13 protein-coding genes and 5 tRNA genes are annotated in these 15593 nt (G+C 70.7%); 8 read left to right on the top strand and 10 right to left on the bottom strand.

Annotated features, from left to right (window positions below; translation table 11 throughout):
* Positions 1–40: 40 nt before the first annotated feature.
* The 9 genes from AB0Q96_RS29405 to AB0Q96_RS29365 form a co-directional block, all read right to left on the bottom strand.
* Positions 41–113: transfer RNA gene (locus AB0Q96_RS29405), tRNA-Glu, on the bottom strand.
* Positions 114–154: 41 nt separating this feature from the next.
* Positions 155–226, bottom strand: a tRNA-Gln gene (locus tag AB0Q96_RS29400).
* Positions 227–240: 14 nt separating this feature from the next.
* Positions 241–313, bottom strand: a tRNA-Glu gene (locus AB0Q96_RS29395).
* A 61-nt stretch (positions 314–374) separates the two neighbouring features.
* A tRNA-Glu gene (locus AB0Q96_RS29390) sits at positions 375–447 on the bottom strand.
* Between the two features lie 43 nt (positions 448–490).
* Positions 491–562, bottom strand: a tRNA-Gln gene (locus AB0Q96_RS29385).
* Between the two features lie 95 nt (positions 563–657).
* The gene (locus AB0Q96_RS29380; RefSeq protein WP_365330664.1) at positions 658–1380 is read right to left on the bottom strand and encodes an HAD family hydrolase; all 723 of its coding nucleotides are present in this window, start codon (positions 1378–1380) and stop codon (positions 658–660) included.
* A gap of 121 nt (positions 1381–1501) precedes the next feature.
* Positions 1502–2974, bottom strand: coding sequence for a glutamate--tRNA ligase (gene gltX, locus AB0Q96_RS29375; protein ID WP_365330662.1), 1473 nt, complete (start codon positions 2972–2974; stop codon positions 1502–1504).
* On the bottom strand, positions 2967–3761 hold the full coding sequence (locus AB0Q96_RS29370) for a fumarylacetoacetate hydrolase family protein (RefSeq protein ID WP_365330660.1): 795 nt from the start codon (positions 3759–3761) through the stop codon (positions 2967–2969). Before AB0Q96_RS29370 ends, gltX begins: the two co-directional genes overlap by 8 nt.
* A 102-nt stretch (positions 3762–3863) precedes the next feature.
* On the bottom strand, positions 3864–4052 hold the full coding sequence (locus AB0Q96_RS29365; RefSeq protein WP_365330658.1) for a hypothetical protein: 189 nt from the start codon (positions 4050–4052) through the stop codon (positions 3864–3866).
* 565 nt (positions 4053–4617) lie between these two features.
* Here AB0Q96_RS29365 and AB0Q96_RS29360 point away from each other — a divergent pair.
* The 8 genes from AB0Q96_RS29360 (at position 4618) to AB0Q96_RS29325 (ending at position 15226) form a co-directional block, all read left to right on the top strand.
* A complete protein-coding gene (locus AB0Q96_RS29360; protein WP_365330656.1) occupies positions 4618–8415 on the top strand; it encodes a nitrate- and nitrite sensing domain-containing protein in 3798 nt (1265 codons plus the stop codon).
* Positions 8416–8424: 9 nt separating this feature from the next.
* The gene (locus AB0Q96_RS29355; RefSeq protein ID WP_046905435.1) at positions 8425–8838 is read left to right on the top strand and encodes a roadblock/LC7 domain-containing protein; all 414 of its coding nucleotides are present in this window, start codon (positions 8425–8427) and stop codon (positions 8836–8838) included.
* 154 nt (positions 8839–8992) lie between these two features.
* The gene (locus AB0Q96_RS29350) at positions 8993–9400 is read left to right on the top strand and encodes a DUF742 domain-containing protein (protein WP_329424536.1); all 408 of its coding nucleotides are present in this window, start codon (positions 8993–8995) and stop codon (positions 9398–9400) included.
* Positions 9381–9971: an ATP/GTP-binding protein gene (locus AB0Q96_RS29345; protein ID WP_351671648.1), complete on the top strand. Its 591-nt coding sequence runs from the start codon at positions 9381–9383 to the stop codon at positions 9969–9971. Before AB0Q96_RS29350 ends, AB0Q96_RS29345 begins: the two co-directional genes overlap by 20 nt.
* 351 nt (positions 9972–10322) lie before the next feature.
* On the top strand, positions 10323–13580 hold the full coding sequence (locus AB0Q96_RS29340) for a nitrate- and nitrite sensing domain-containing protein (RefSeq protein WP_365330654.1): 3258 nt from the start codon (positions 10323–10325) through the stop codon (positions 13578–13580).
* Positions 13581–13590: 10 nt separating this feature from the next.
* A complete protein-coding gene (locus tag AB0Q96_RS29335; protein WP_053725133.1) occupies positions 13591–14004 on the top strand; it encodes a roadblock/LC7 domain-containing protein in 414 nt (137 codons plus the stop codon).
* A 93-nt stretch (positions 14005–14097) separates the two neighbouring features.
* A complete protein-coding gene (locus AB0Q96_RS29330) occupies positions 14098–14664 on the top strand; it encodes a DUF742 domain-containing protein (RefSeq protein WP_365330652.1) in 567 nt (188 codons plus the stop codon).
* The gene (locus tag AB0Q96_RS29325; RefSeq protein WP_046905430.1) at positions 14645–15226 is read left to right on the top strand and encodes an ATP/GTP-binding protein; all 582 of its coding nucleotides are present in this window, start codon (positions 14645–14647) and stop codon (positions 15224–15226) included. Before AB0Q96_RS29330 ends, AB0Q96_RS29325 begins: the two co-directional genes overlap by 20 nt.
* A gap of 158 nt (positions 15227–15384) precedes the next feature.
* Here the strand turns inward: AB0Q96_RS29325 and AB0Q96_RS29320 are convergent, their stop codons facing one another.
* The gene (locus AB0Q96_RS29320; protein ID WP_365330650.1) at positions 15385–15591 is read right to left on the bottom strand and encodes an acyl-CoA carboxylase subunit epsilon; all 207 of its coding nucleotides are present in this window, start codon (positions 15589–15591) and stop codon (positions 15385–15387) included.
* Positions 15592–15593: the final 2 nt, after the last annotated feature.

Genomic DNA, 15593 nt, shown 5'->3' with positions numbered 1-15593 from the left:
GAAGAAGCCCTCCCCCGAAGGGAAGGGCTTCTTCGTTCTGTACCCCCGACCGGATTCGAACCGGCGCTACCGCCTTGAGAGGGCGGCGTGCTAGGCCGCTACACAACGGGGGCCTTTGCGGATCAGATCCGCGGGTGCAGATGAGCTCTGCGAGCTGGCCTACCTGGACTCGAACCAAGAATGACGGTACCAGAAACCGTAGTGTTGCCAATTACACCATAGGCCATGGTGGTTACACCGTACCCCCGACCGGATTCGAACCGGCGCTACCGCCTTGAGAGGGCGGCGTGCTAGGCCGCTACACAACGGGGGCCCTAGCGATCCTGCATCGAGTTCACCGGGAGCTACCCAAGTGATCCCGCGGGAAGGATCTGTACCCCCGACCGGATTCGAACCGGCGCTACCGCCTTGAGAGGGCGGCGTGCTAGGCCGCTACACAACGGGGGCTTTGCGGATGAGATCCGCGTACGTGCAGATGAAGCTCTGCGAGCTGGCCTACCTGGACTCGAACCAAGACTAACGGAACCAGAAACCGTCGTGCTGCCAATTACACCATAGGCCACCGGGGCGCGATCCCTCCGAGGAGGGTTCTTGCTCGGCTTGCGCTTCCGGGACTTTCCGGCCTTTCGGCCCGTTTCCCTCGGCGCAGGAAGAACATTACCCGAAGGTGGACGGTGCTCCAAAACGCGTATCCCCACGCAGGACACGGGACAGCTGGTGGAGGTCGGTGATGCGGGTCAGCTCGGGTCTTCCGCCGGTGTCCGCGCGGTCCAGCCAGATGCCCCGGAGCCCCGCCTCGGCCGCGCCCCGGGCGTCGATGTCGGGCTGGTCCCCGACGTACGCGACCTGGTCCGGCGGCAGGCCCAGGGCCGTGCAGGCGGCGTGGAAGGCCTCGGCGGCCGGCTTGGCGACGCCGAGCTCCGCGGCGCACAGCACGGCCTCGAAGCGGTCGCGCACGCCGAGCAGGCGCAGCTTGCGTTCCTGGTTGTGGATGCTGGAGTTCGACAGGACCGCCTGCCGGTACTCCCCCGCGAGCAGGTCGAGGACGGGCCGGGCGTCCGGGAACAGCCCCCAGGCGGCCTCGTAGTGGGCCAGGTACCGCTCGAACCAGGCGTCGGCGTCGGCGGAGCCCAGGTCCGGCAGCGCGAGGAAGTCCCGGACCCGGTCGCGGCGCTGGTCGAGGAAGTCCACCCCGCCGGCCTCGAAGCGGCGCCAGTGGAGCGTGGTGAGCTCCTTCCAACGCCCGAGGGCCTGGCCGACGGAGTCGTATCCGTCGGCCAGGCCCTCGGCCGCGAGGTGCGCGCTCATGCCGTCGTGGTCGGCGCGGGCGTAGTCGAAGAGGGTGTCGTCGATGTCCCAGAGGATCGCGCGGATGCCCATGGGACGACCGTACCGCCGGAAGGCCGCCGGACGGCGGGGTTCGGCTCCCCGGGTGCGACGACGCCGCGGGGGCGGCGGCCGGAGGGTTCCGGGCGCCGCCCCCGTGGGCGTGCGAAGGGTGTCAGCCGGCCAGCTTGGCGAGGGCGGCGTCGACGCGGGCGAGGGTCTTGTCCTTGCCCAGGATCTGCAGCGACTCGAAGAGCGGCAGGCCGATCGTGCGGCCGGTGACGGCGACGCGGACCGGGGCCTGCGCCTTGCCCAGCTTGAGGCCGTGGGCCTCGCCGGCGGTCAGGACGGCGTTCTTGAGCGACTCGGGGTCGTTCCAGTCGGCCGCCTCCAGCTTCTCGCGGGCGGTCACGAGGAGGGCGTCGGAGCCCTCCTTCATGGCCTTGGCCCAGCTGGCCTCGTCGAGGACCGGCTCCTTGAGGAAGAGGAAGTCGACGTTGGCCGTGATGTCCGACAGGACGGTCACACGGGTCTGGGCGTAGGGCGCGATGGCCTCCCAGGCGGCGCGGTCGAAGTCCTCGGGGGCCCAGTTGGCGTGCGGGGCCGCCAGCCAGGGCTCGCAGGCCTCGGCGAAGGCCTTCACGTCGAGCAGGCGGATGTGGTCCGCGTTGATCGACTCGGCCTTCTTCAGGTCGAAGCGGGCCGGGTTCGCGTTGACGTCCGCGATGTCGAACTTCTCGACCATGTCCTCGATCGAGAAGACGTCCTGGTCGGCCGAGAACGACCAGCCGAGCAGCGACAGGTAGTTCAGCAGGCCCTCGGGAAGGAAGCCGCGCTCCCGGTAGAGGTTGAGGGAGGCCTGCGGGTCGCGCTTGGAGAGCTTCTTGTTGCCCTCGCCCATGACGTACGGGAGGTGGCCGAAGGCGGGGATCTCCTTGGCGACGCCCAGCTCGATCAGCGCCTTGTAGAGCGCGATCTGGCGGGGGGTGGAGGAGAGCAGGTCCTCGCCGCGCAGGACGTGGGTGATCTCCATCAGGGCGTCGTCGACCGGGTTGACCAGCGTGTACAGCGGGGCGCCGTTGGCGCGCACGATGCCGTAGTCGGTGACGTTCTCCGCCTGGACGGTGATCTCGCCGCGGACCAGGTCCGTGAACGTGGTCGCCTCGTCGGGCATCCGGAAGCGGACGATGTGGCTGCGGCCCTCGGCCTCGTACGCCTGCTTCCGCTCGGCGGTCAGGTCGCGGCAGTGACCGTCGTAGCCGGAGGGGCGGCCGGCCGCGCGGGCGGCCTCGCGGCGCTCGTCGAGCTCCTCGGCCGTGCAGTAGCAGGGGTACGCGTTGCCGTTGGCGAGCAGGCGCTCGGCGACGTCGCGGTAGACGTCCATGCGCTGGGACTGGCGGTACGGGGCGTGCGGGCCGCCGATCTCCGGGCCCTCGTCCCAGGTGAAGCCGAGCCAGCGCATCGAGTCGAGCAGCTGCTGGTACGACTCCTCGGAGTCGCGCGCGGCGTCGGTGTCCTCGATGCGGAAGACGAAGGTGCCCTGGTTGTGCCGGGCGAAGGCCCAGTTGAAGAGGGCGGTGCGGACCAGGCCCACGTGGGGGTTGCCGGTCGGGGAGGGACAGAAACGGACGCGGATCGCGTTAGCCACGCTTGATCACCTTGTTGGTGAGAGTGCCGATGCCTTCGATGGTGACGGCGACCTCGTCGCCGACGTTGAGGGGGCCGACCCCGGCGGGGGTGCCGGTGAGGATGACGTCGCCCGGGAGCAGCGTCATGGCCTCGGTGATGTGGACGACCAGGTCCTCGATGGAGCGGATCATGTCGCTCGTGCGGCCGAGCTGGCGCTGTTCGCCGTTGACGGTGGCCTGGACGGTCAGGTCGCCGGCGTCGGCCGGGGTCAGGCCGGTCTCCACCCAGGGGCCCAGCGGGCAGGAGGTGTCGAAGCCCTTGGCGCGGGCCCACTGGGCCTCGCGCTTCTGGACGTCGCGGGCGGTGACGTCATTGGCGCAGGTGTAGCCGAAGATGACGTCCTTGACGCGCTCGCGGGGGACCTCGCGGCACATGCGACCGATGACCACGGCCAGTTCGGCCTCGTGGTGCAGCTCGTCCGAGAAGGAGGGGTACTCGATGGCGTCACCGGGGCCGATGACCGAGGTGGTGGGCTTGAAGAAGGTCACCGGAACCTCGGGGACCTCGTGGCCGAGCTCCTTGGCGTGCTCCGCGTAGTTGCGGCCGATGGCCACGACCTTGTTGGGGAGCACGGGCGGCAGCAGCCGCACCTTGCTGAGCGGGACCTTGGTGCCGCTCAGCTCGAAGTCGGTGTACGGGATGCCCTTGATGATGTCGAGGACCAGGCCGCCGGACTCGACGGTCCCTTCGCCCTCGACCGCGCCGAAGGCGACGTTGCCGTCGATGGAGAATCTGGCGATGCGCACGAGTGCTGTCGCCCCTCACTTGCTACTGGCTGGAGTCTGACGCTCCAGGCTAACGCGGCGAGGGGCCGCACCCTGCGGGTTTCCCGCCGGGCGGGCCGGGGACTAGCGCTCCGGGCGGTACGGCTCGGGGGCGGTCATGAGGATGGTGCGGCGCGGGTTGGCCGTCTGGCCCGGGAGCTGGACGGCGTACTCGGGCTGGGCGCCGCGGCCGAGCTGGGCGGCGTCCTCGAGGTGGGCGAGGGTGGCGCGGCGGGGGTTGGCCGTGGTGTGGAGTACGGGCGTCGTGTTCATCGCGGTGTCGGACCCTTGTCTGGGGAGTGGCGGGGTGGAGCACCCATTTTGTAAAGCGTCAGGCTAAACATGCAATTCCCTGCGAATGCCTGGCCGATCCAACGAACTACGTGTGAGTTTGCTCACCACTACGGGAGCAAAAGGTGCATTACGCACCGCCACACGTCGTCACCGAAACGGACATTACGCCATTGAATGATCCATTCCGCTCCTGATCATGGCGACTGGGACACCCCGCGCACCTCACCCCTTCGCAGCGATTCGCCCGATTCCTCCCTGATCATCTTCTACGTGGGGTGACACGTCGTTCACACGTGGTCATCCCCTTCGCGCCACGCCCGACAGCCCTTGTTGGAGATCCGGCACTGTGCTGGAATTCCCGCACCGCCGCGGGTTTTCAAGCCGGCGCGCAGGAGGGCGCAACGCAGCGCCGGCCGAGTGGCGGAGAAGGGGGATCTGCGCCGGTCACCGACGACCACCACTGGGGCGCGCACGCGCCCCACGAAGCCGACACCGTCCTCTCCGTTCACGCGGAGGGACGCCTGGTCCAGAGGTTGCGACGCTAGTGCAGGGACGTTTCAAGAGGGATGGCACGGGCTCTTCCCAGGCCCGGCAGGGCCGAGGGGAAGCTCCGGCGGAGCAGGAGCCGCGTGCCGGAGCCCAGCACGGCTCCTCGGCCCCGCACGCCCCGAACCCGGGACAGGGCGAGAACGACGCCGCCGCGCGCGGTGCCGCCGACGCGTCCGCCGAGCAGAACGTGCTGCCCAAGGCCGGCACGGAGTACGAGGTCGGGCCGCGAATAGCCCTGCGCAACTGGCGCATCTCCACCCGTCTGGTGGCCCTGCTGACCCTCCCCGTGGTCGCGGCGACCAGCCTCGGCGGCATCCGTATCAGCGGGTCCCTCGAGGACATGCAGCAGCTCGACCACATGCAGCTGCTCACCAAGCTGACCAAGGAGGCCACCGACTTCGCGCAGGCCCTGCAGGCCGAGCGCGACCTGTCGGCGGGTCCGCTGGCCAACGGCAAGTCGGTCAGCGACTACCAGATCTCCAACCCGCGCAAGGCGACCGACCGCGCGTACAAGGCGTTCCTCGACGCGACCAACGACATCCCGGCCACCGAGGACGACGAGTCGCTGCGCAGCATCCGGCAGAACGTCAGCCAGATCGCCTCGCAGGTCAGCCAGCTCGGTGCGATCCGCACCTCCGCGTACGAGAAGAACATCGCCCACTCGGTGACGGTCGAGGCCTACAGCCGCCTCATCCGCTCGCTGCTCAGCCTGTCCCAGGACATGGCGCAGGCGACCAGCAACCCGGAGATGATCAAGCGGACCCGCGCGCTCGCCGCGTTCTCGTCCGCCAAGGAGTACGCCTCCATCCAGCAGGCGATCATCGCCGCCGCGCTGCCCTCCAGCGACAGCAAGTCCGGCAGCCTCCAGCTCGGCGACCGCCTCTACGGCGAAGCCGCCCTCAACAGTGAGGGCGTCGAGCTCAAGACCTTCCAGTCGATCTACGAGTCGACCGGCGGCAACGCGGACGAGCTGACCGGCTCGCTGACCAGCGGCAACCCCTCCATCGAGGCGGCCGACAAGTACACCGAGCGGGTGCTCCAGTCGGACCGCGGGATGTCCGACCGCGTCAAGCGCGGTCACCTGAACTTCACCGACGAGTACGGCACGAAGATCAACGCCATGAACACCATCGAGGCCACGCTGCTGGGCGAGATGGAGAGCAAGGCCCGTGAGCTGCGCCAGGAGTCGCAGCGCGACGCCATCATCAACGGTGCGCTGATCCTCCTCGTCCTCGGCGTCTCCCTCGTCGGCGCCTTCGTCGTGGCCCGGTCCATGATCCGCTCGCTGCGCCGGCTCCAGGACACCGCGACCAAGGTCGCCCAGGAACGCCTGCCCGAGCTGGTCAAGCAGCTCTCGGACTCGGACCCGCAGGACGTCGACACCTCCGTCGAGTCCGTCGGTGTGCACTCCCGGGACGAGATCGGCCAGGTGGCCGCGGCCTTCGACGACGTGCACCGCGAGGCCGTCCGCCTCGCCGCCGAGCAGGCCCTCCTCCGGGGCAACGTCAACGCGATGTTCACCAACCTCTCGCGCCGTTCCCAGGGCCTCATCCAGCGTCAGCTCTCGCTCATCTCCGAGCTGGAGTCCCGCGAGGCCGACCCGGACCAGCTGTCCTCGCTCTTCAAGCTGGACCACCTCGCGACCCGTATGCGCCGGAACGGCGAGAACCTCCTCGTCCTCGCCGGTGAGGAGCCGGGCCGTCGCTGGACCCGCCCGGTCCCGCTGGTCGACGTCCTGCGCGCCGCCGCGTCCGAGGTGGAGCAGTACGAGCGCATCGAGCTGGCCTCGGTCCCGGCGACCGAGGTCGCCGGCCGGGTCGTCAACGACCTCGTGCACCTCCTCGCCGAGCTGCTGGAGAACGCCACCTCGTTCTCCTCCCCGCAGACCAAGGTCAAGGTCACCGGTCACGCCCTGCCCGACGGCCGGGTGCTCGTCGAGATCCACGACACCGGCATCGGCCTCTCCCCCGAGGACCTCGCCGCGATCAACGAGCGGCTCGCCTCGCCGCCCACCGTGGACGTCTCGGTCTCCCGCCGCATGGGTCTGTTCGTGGTCGGCCGCCTGTCCCTGCGACACGGCATCCGCATCCAGCTGCGCCCGTCCGACTCGGGCGGCACCACCGCGCTCGTCATGCTCCCGGTCGACGTCGCCCACGGCGGCAAGAAGCCCGCGCCGAAGCCCGGCGCCGGCGGCCAGGGCGCCATGCCGCAGGGCCAGTCCGCCCCCGGTGGTCTGCTGACCGGCGGTCCCGGCGCGCCCGGTGGCCCCGGTGCTCCCGGCGGCCGTCCGGGCGGTGCCCCGGGTGCTCCCGGCGGCCGGCTCAACGCCGGTCCCGGACCCCGCACCGCGCTGCCCGGCCGGGACGGCGCCCAGCGCCCCAACGGTCCGCAGGGCCAGGGCGGTCCGCAGGGCCCGAACCTGTTCCAGGAGCGCAGCCCGCTGCCCGCGCAGGCCCAGGGCCCGCAGACGGCGCAGCTGCCGCAGGTCCCCCAGGAGCCGCAGCGGCCCGAGCCGCAGCAGCGTCCGGGCCTCGGTGCCCCCGGCGGTTTCGTCGGCGGCGCGCAGAGCGCGATCCCGTCCCGTACGGACGTCTGGGGCGGCCAGCCGGCCGGCCAGGCTCCGCAGCAGCAGGCCCCGCAGGAGCCCCAGCCGGGTCCGAACGGCTTCCCGCGCGCCGAGCTGCCGGGCGGCAGCCCGCAGCAGCAGCGCCCGCAGGTCACCAGCTGGGGCAACGAGCCGGCGCAGCCGGTCCGCAGGCCGCAGCAGGACATGACGCCGCTCGACGCGCCGCGCGGTCACGAGGAGCCGGACCCGGGCCGCTACGCGCAGCCCGGCGCCCCGCAGGGCCCCGGTTCCACGGGCCAGTTCCCGCGCCCCGACTTCGGCGCCCCGCAGCCGCAGGCCCCGCAGCCCCAGGTGCCGCAGGGCTACCAGGGCGGTGTCCAGGACCCGGCGTCCACCGCGCAGTTCCCGCGGCCGGACTTCGGTGCCCCGCAGGGCCCCGGCTCCACGGGCCAGTTCCCGCGCCCCGACTTCGGCGCCCCGCAGCCGCAGGCCCCGCAGCCCCAGCAGCAGCAGTACGGCCACCAGCCGTTCGTGCCGCAGGCGCAGGCCCCGCAGCAGGGTCAGCAGGCCCAGCAGGGTCAGCCCCAACAGCAGGCCCCGCAGGCCCCGGCCCCGCGCCGGCAGCCGCAGGACCAGCAGCAGGGCCGGCCCCAGCAGCCGCAGCTCCAGCAGCCGCGCCAGCCGGAGGCCCTGCCGCCGGCGCCGAGCACCGGTGACGGGCGTACCCCGCTGTACGACACGCTGGAGACCAACTGGTTCCGCCAGGAGCAGGGCCAGGCCCCGGGCCAGGTCCCGGGCCAGCCGCAGGGTCAGGCACCGGGCCAGGCGCCCGCGCAGCCCCGGCAGCAGGCCCCGGCCCCGGCCGTCCCCCAGCAGCCCGTCGCCGCGGCCCCGCAGCAGCAGGGTCCGGACGCGGCGCAGCAGCGCGGCGGCGCCTGGCGCACCTCGCCCAACGACGAACTGGTGCGCCAGGCCGAGCGGGTGCGCAAGCCCGCGGCCGGCGGCGTCACCGACTCCGGGCTGCCGCGGCGGGTGCCGCGAGCCAACCTCGTGCCCGGGACCGCCCAGGAGCAGGCCCAGTCGGCCGGCCCCCAGGTCTCCCGTGCACCCGACGACGTCCGCGGCCGGCTCACGAATCTGCGCCGCGGTATCCAGCAGGGCCGACAGGCCGGCAACTCGACCACGGGTTCCCACCACGTCGGTCCGACCCACCAGCAGGAGCGTTAGTTGAGCGCGATGAGCCAGGCGGCGCAGAATCTGAACTGGTTGATCACCAACTTCGTGGACAACACCCCAGGGGTGTCCCACACGGTGGTGGTCTCCGCCGACGGTCTGCTCCTTGCCATGTCCGAAGGCTTCCCCCGTGACCGCGCCGACCAGCTGGCGGCGGTCGCGTCCGGACTGACCTCGCTGACCGCGGGGGCGTCCCGGATCTTCGAGGGGGGTCCCGTCGCCCAGACGGTCGTGGAGATGGAGCGCGGCTTCCTCTTCCTCATGTCCGTCTCCGACGGCTCCTCGCTGGCCGTGCTCGCGCACCCCGAGTGCGACATCGGCCTCGTGGGCTACGAGATGGCGCTCCTCGTGGACCGGGCCGGCACGGTCCTCACCCCGGACCTGCGTGCCGAACTCCAGGGCAGCCTGCTCCACTGAGCGGGCGCCGACCTCGTACTCCGTACCCGACCGACCGCAGGGCGGTGCGCCCCTCCGCGCCGCCCCCGGACCGTTCATCGTCCGGCCGCCCCACCCGGCCCCCCACCGGCCCCATCAGACGGCAGATCCCTCTGCTGTCACGCCCGGAGGATTCATGACCCCGCCCCCCGCCTCTCACGATCCGTATGGCGCCTCGCTCGACGAGGGGTACGGAGCTGAAGGCGACCAGCCGCTGGTCCGCCCTTACGCGATGACCGGCGGCCGGACCCGGCCGCGCTACCAGCTCGCCATCGAGGCCCTGGTCAGCACCACGGCCGACCCGGCGCACCTGGCCACCCTGCTCCCCGAGCACCAGCGGATCTGCCACCTGTGCCGCGAGGTGAAGTCGGTGGCCGAGGTCTCGGCGCTGCTGTCGATGCCGCTCGGTGTGGCCCGCATCCTCGTCGCCGACCTGGCGGAAGCGGGCATGGTGGCCATCCACCAGCCGGGCAACGGAGAGGCCGGCGGCACGCCGGACGTGACGCTCCTGGAAAGGGTGCTCAGTGGACTTCGCAAGCTCTAACGGCGGCGCTGCATCGCAGAGCCGTTCCACCACCAGCGCGAAGATCGTGGTGGCGGGTGGCTTCGGCGTGGGCAAGACCACGTTCGTCGGCGCGGTCTCGGAGATCAACCCGCTGCGGACCGAGGCCGTCATGACGTCCGCTTCCGCGGGCATCGACGACCTCACCCACACCGGGGGCAAGACCACCACGACGGTGGCGATGGACTTCGGCCGCATCACCCTGGACCAGGACCTGATCCTGTACCTGTTCGGTACGCCCGGCCAGGACCGCTTCTGGTTCATGTGGGACGACCTCGTCCGCGGCGCCATCGGCGCCGTCGTCCTCGTCGACACCCGACGACTCGCCGACTGCTTCCCCGCCGTCGACTACTTCGAGAACTCCGGCCTCCCCTTCGTCATCGCCCTCAACGGCTTCGACGGACACCAGCCGTACAACCCCGAAGAAGTCCGCGAAGCCCTCCAGATCGGCCCCGACACCCCCATCATCACCACCGACGCCCGCCACCGCGCGGACGCCAAGAGCGCGCTCATCACCCTGGTCGAGCACGCCCTGATGGCCCGGCTGAAGTAGTACATCTCAAGTAGAAGTCGATATACGGAAGTTGTCGTAGAGGTTTTGGGGGCGGTCTGTGTCCTTCGACACGGCCGCCCCCGGGTTCATAACATTTCGACAGAGAATTGGGGCGCCTCGGACACCCGACGCATCCGATCGGTGCCGCTGCGCTCACATGAGCCCCGCCATTTGGCGGGGCTCGCTCTTTATGCCCGTTTTATCTCTGGCGTGAAGCCCAAAAACCGGCTGCTTCGCACTGTTTGGAAGGGACCCCCTTCACGTGCTGCAATTCATGAACTCCCGAGTAGTACGGCCCTGAACGAAACACCGGCACAACGTAGGTGCCGACGCCGAGAGGTTGTTGGTCGAGTGAGGCGAAGCAAGGAAAGCTCCGCGGAGCAGCAGACGCGGGGCAACTTCACGCCGCCGTCGCGCGCGGCGATGTCGCCCGCGGACGAGCCCGTGACGCCCCCGGCCCCGAGCCGCAAGGGCAGCACGAGCAAGCTGTCCCCGCGCAACTGGCGGGTACCCACCAGGCTGAACGCGATCCTGCTCATACCCGTCCTCGTCGGTCTGGTCATGGGCGGCTTCCAGGTGAAGGCGTCCATCGACACCTGGCAGGAGGCGCAGGACGCCGAGAAGACGGCGCTCATCGTGCGCGCCGCCTCGGAGTACGGCCAGGCGCTGCTCAACGAGCGTGACCTCACCGCCGCTCCCCTGCTCAGGGCCAAGACCGCCGAGGACCGCCGGAACGACGAGGTCTCCCAGATCTACGCCGCCACCGACGCCGCCAAGGTGAAGTTCGACGAGGCCGTCACGAACCTGCCCAGCGGGCAGGGCCTGGAGCGGCGCCTCAAGCTGTTCCGGGACTCCGAGCCCAAGCTGGAGGCGCTGCGCGAGATCGCCTACACGCGCTCCCAGGACCCGGTGAACACCCAGCTCGGCTACACCGGCATCCAGCACTACCTGATGGAGTTCTCCAACGAGCTCGGTCTGGGCACCGGCAACATCACCAGCTACGGCCGTACGGTCTACGCGATCCAGCTCGCGAAGGCCGCCGAGTCGCTCCAGCGGTCGATCGGCACCCAGCTCCTCGTGCGTCCCAGCAAGAAGGACGACGTCTTCGCGCAGCAGTCGGTTGCGTTCAACTCGTACAACTATCTGGAGCAGATCGCCCTGGGCGAGTTCCAGTCCGGTGGTACCGAGGCCGACGTCGAGCGGCTGAAGAAGGTCATGGCCGGCAAGGCCGCCGAGGGCGCCAAGAAGATGGCCGGCGCCGGCGTCGAGCTGCCGAAGGGCAAGGACGACTCCGTCTACACCGGCGTCGCCCAGCTGATCGGCTCCGCCAAGGACCCCGAGGCGCTCGCCGGCCTGAAGTCCCAGGGCATCACGCCCGAGACCTGGCTGGCCGTCTCGACCGGCAAGTTCGACGGCTACACCGAGGTCGAGAAGGAGCTCGTCGACAAGGCCGTGACGGAGGCCGCCGACATCTCCGACGGCGCCCAGACCGACGCGTACGTCAACGGCGGCATCGTCGTGATCGCCCTGCTCGCCGCCTTCATCCTGGCCGGCATGATGGCCCGCCAGATGAGCCGCTCGATGCGCGAGCTGCGCACCGCCGCCTTCGGCATCGCCGAGCAGCGCCTGCCGATGCTGGTCGACCAGCTGTCCCGTACCGAGCCCGGCCGGGTCGACACCCGCGTGCAGCCCATCCCGATCGACTCCCAGGACGAGATCGGCGAGGTCGCCCGCGCCTTCGACCAGGTGCACCGCGAGGCCGTCCGGCTCGCCGCCGAGCAGGCCATGCTCCGGGGCAACGTCAACGCGATCTTCACCAACCTGTCGCGCCGCAACCAGTCGCTCATCGAGGGCCAGCTGACCCTCATCACCGACCTGGAGAACAACGAGGCCGACCCGGACCAGCTGGAGAACCTCTTCAAGCTGGACCACCTGGCCACCCGCATGCGCCGCAACGGCGAGAACCTCCTGGTCCTCGCCGGCGAGGAGCCCGGCCGCCGCTGGGACCAGCCGGTCCCGCTGGTCGACGTCATGCGCGCCGCCTCCTCCGAGGTGGAGCAGTACGAGCGCATCGAGCTGGCCGGCGTGCCGGACGCCGAGATCCACGGCCAGGCCGTGACCGACCTCGTGCACCTGCTCGCCGAGCTCCTGGAGAACGCCACCACGTTCTCCTCCCCGCAGACCAAGGTCCGCGTCACCGCCACCCGGCTGCCCGACGGCCGCGTGATGGTCGAGATCCACGACAAGGGCATCGGCCTCACCGCCGAGGACTTCGCGGACATCAACCACAAGCTGGCCAACCCGCCGACGGTGGACGCCGCCGTCTCGCAGCGCATGGGCCTCTTCGTGGTCGGCCGCCTCGCCGACCGGCACGGCATCCGCGTCCAGCTCCGCCCCTCGGGCGAGCAGGCCGGCACGACCTCGCTGGTCATGCTGCCGGACGCGATCACGCACGGCGGTGGCGGCGAGCAGCCGCTGCAGGACGACTTCACCGTCTCGCAGATGATCCCCCCGCAGCAGCAGTCGGCCTTCGAGGCGCCGCAGCAGCCGCAGCTCCAGCCGATGCGGACCGCAGCCGAGCTCGGCTTCGACGACTCCCGCTACGAGGAGCCGGCCGAGGAGCAGCAGCTCGACCCGGTGAACCGCTCGCTGCAGCGCGACGAGCGCCGCGCGACCCTGGAGGCCCAGGTGCAGGGCGGGGACCACCCGCTGTACCGGGACGAGGCCGACGCCGCCGCCGCGCAGCAGGGCTTCGCGCCGCAGGAGCAGGCGCCGGAGCACGCGCAGCCGTACGCCACGGAGTACCCGAACGCCGAGTACCCGAACGCCGGCTACCCCGCCGAGTACCCGCAGGGGCAGAACGGCTTCGGCTACGCCCCGCAGGGTTACGAGGGGCAGCAGGCCCAGCAGGGCTACGCGCAGCCGGTCGACGGCTACCGGGACCAGGCGTATGCGGAAGCCTCGTACGACGGTCAGGCCAGTGGCCACCCGGCGTACGAGAACAGCTACGAACCCCAGGCCCAGCAGGGTGAGTGGCCCCAGCAGACGGCGTACCAGAACGGTTACGCGCAGGAGTTCGGGACCGAATCGGAATCTGCCCAGGCCGCTCCCGAACAGGCCCCCGAGCGCGTAGGCTTCGACCGTCCGGGTCCCACGCAGAGTCCCACCCCGGACGCCGGCCACGCACTGACCGACGCCGGTCTGCCGCGCCGTGGCAGCGTCGCCCCGCAGGCGTCGCAGACCCCGCCGCCCGCTCAGCAGCCCGCGCCGCCGGCCCAGCCCGCGCAGCCGGTCGCCGAACAGACAGAAGGCACCGAGGACTGGCGCTCCGCCAATGACGAGCGCTGGTCCCGGGCCGAGAAGCTCCGCGATCCCAAGGCGGGCGGGGTCACCCCCTCCGGTCTTCCGCGGCGGGTCCCCAAGGCCAACCTGGTCGAGGGATCGGCGGAGCACACCCCGCAGGGCGGCCCCCAGGTCTCCCGCGCACCCGAGGACGTGCGGGGCAGGTTGAGCAACCTGCGCCGCGGTGTCCAGCAGGGACGCAACGCGGGGACGGACACGAACGGATCGGGCCTCGGCCCGGGTAGTACCTACAACCAGGAGCGTTAGTGTGAGCCCGATGAGCCAGGCGGCGCAGAATCTGAACTGGTTGATCACCAACTTCGTGGACAACACCCCCGGGGTGTCCCACACGGTGGTGGTCTCCGCCGACGGACTCCTGCTCGCGATGTCCGAGGGGTTCCCCCGGGACCGTGCCGACCAGCTGGCGGCCGTGGCCTCCGGCCTCACCTCGCTGACCGCGGGCGCGTCCCGCATCTTCGAGGGCGGCGCGGTCAACCAGACCGTGGTGGAGATGGAGCGCGGCTTCCTCTTCATCATGTCGGTCTCGGACGGATCCTCGCTGGCCGTGCTGGCCCACCCCGAGGCCGACATCGGTCTGGTGGGCTACGAGATGGCACTGCTGGTCGATCGTGCGGGAAGCGTCCTGACTCCCGACCTCCGGGCGGAGCTTCAGGGAAGTCTTCTCAACTAACAGACAGACAGTGCGTTTCTCGTCACCGCACCGTAGGGTGCGGTGGCGCGGTTCCAAGGGACATGGGGCCGCGAGGCAGTAGGAGGAGGAGACGTGGGAACACCCCCGGGCAATAGCCCCTACAACGGTTTCGATGCCCACCGGGCGCCGCTGGGCGACCCGTCGCAGAACCGGTTCAACTTTCCCTCCACGCCGAGCAGACAGGGTGTACCTCAGCCCTACCAGCAGCAGCCTCAGCCTCAGCCCTCCGCCGCCGGCAGCCCGAGCGCGTCCCACGCGCCGGGCCACCGGTCGGGCGGTCAGGGCATCTCGGGCGGGCACAACCCGCTCGTACGTCCGTATGCGATGACCGGCGGCCGGACCCGGCCGCGCTACCAGCTCGCCATCGAGGCGCTGGTCAGTACGACGGCCGATCCGTCCCGGCTGCAGGGGCAGTTGCCCGAGCACCAGCGGATCTGCCGGCTGTGCTTCGAGATCAAGTCGGTCGCGGAGATCTCGGCCCTTCTCTCCATCCCCCTCGGCGTTGCCCGGATTCTCGTCGCCGACCTGGCGGAGGCCGGACTTGTCGCCATCCACCAGCCGGGCGGCGACGAGGCCGCCGGCGGTCAGCCAGACGTGACACTGCTCGAAAGGGTGCTCAGTGGACTTCGCAAGCTCTAACGGCGGCGCGGCCCGTTCAACCACCAGCGCGAAGATCGTGGTGGCGGGTGGCTTCGGCGTGGGCAAGACCACGTTCGTCGGCGCGGTCTCGGAGATCAACCCGCTGCGAACCGAGGCCGTCATGACGTCCGCTTCCGCGGGCATCGACGACCTCACCCACACCGGCGACAAGACGACGACGACTGTCGCCATGGACTTCGGCCGCATCACCCTGGACCAGGACCTGATCCTGTACCTGTTCGGTACGCCCGGCCAGGACCGCTTCTGGTTCATGTGGGACGACCTCGTCCGCGGCGCCATCGGCGCCGTCGTCCTCGTCGACACCCGACGACTCGCCGACTGCTTCCCCGCCGTCGACTACTTCGAGAACTCCGGCCTCCCCTTCGTCATCGCCCTCAACGGCTTCGACGGACACCAGCCGTACAACCCCGAAGAAGTCCGCGAAGCCCTCCAGATCGGCCCCGACACCCCCATCATCACCACCGACGCCCGCCACCGCGCGGACGCCAAGAGCGCGCTCATCACCCTGGTCGAGCACGCCCTCATGGCGCGCCTGCGGTAACCGTCCCGACGGGCCGAGAAGGTACGGAGGCCCCGTACGCCGTTCGCGGTGTACGGGGCCTTCGCCGTGTCCGGGCACGGCGAGGGGTACGCGGAGTCCCGCCGGGTACGCCGAAGGGCCCCGTACCGGTTCGGTGCGGGGCCCTTCGGTCGCGGTCGTCAGCGCCAGCTGTGCGGGGCGCGGAAGCCGTTCTCGCGCTCCAGGCGGCGCCAGCCGGCCGTGGAGCGGCCGTGGGCGGTCGCCGTGTGCTCGTCGGGCTGGGCGGCGGCGCGGGCGAGCAGGACCGCGGTGATCGCGGCCAGCTCCTCGGGCTCGGCGTGACCCTTCTCGACGCGGAGAAGGTTGGCTGTGGCAGGCGTGGTCACTT

Source organism: Streptomyces sp. NPDC093111 (genome assembly GCF_040683955.1).
Lineage (GTDB): Bacteria > Actinomycetota > Actinomycetes > Streptomycetales > Streptomycetaceae > Streptomyces.
The sequence above is the reverse complement of the archived record's forward strand: the minus strand, read 5'-3'. Positions and strand labels throughout refer to the sequence as shown.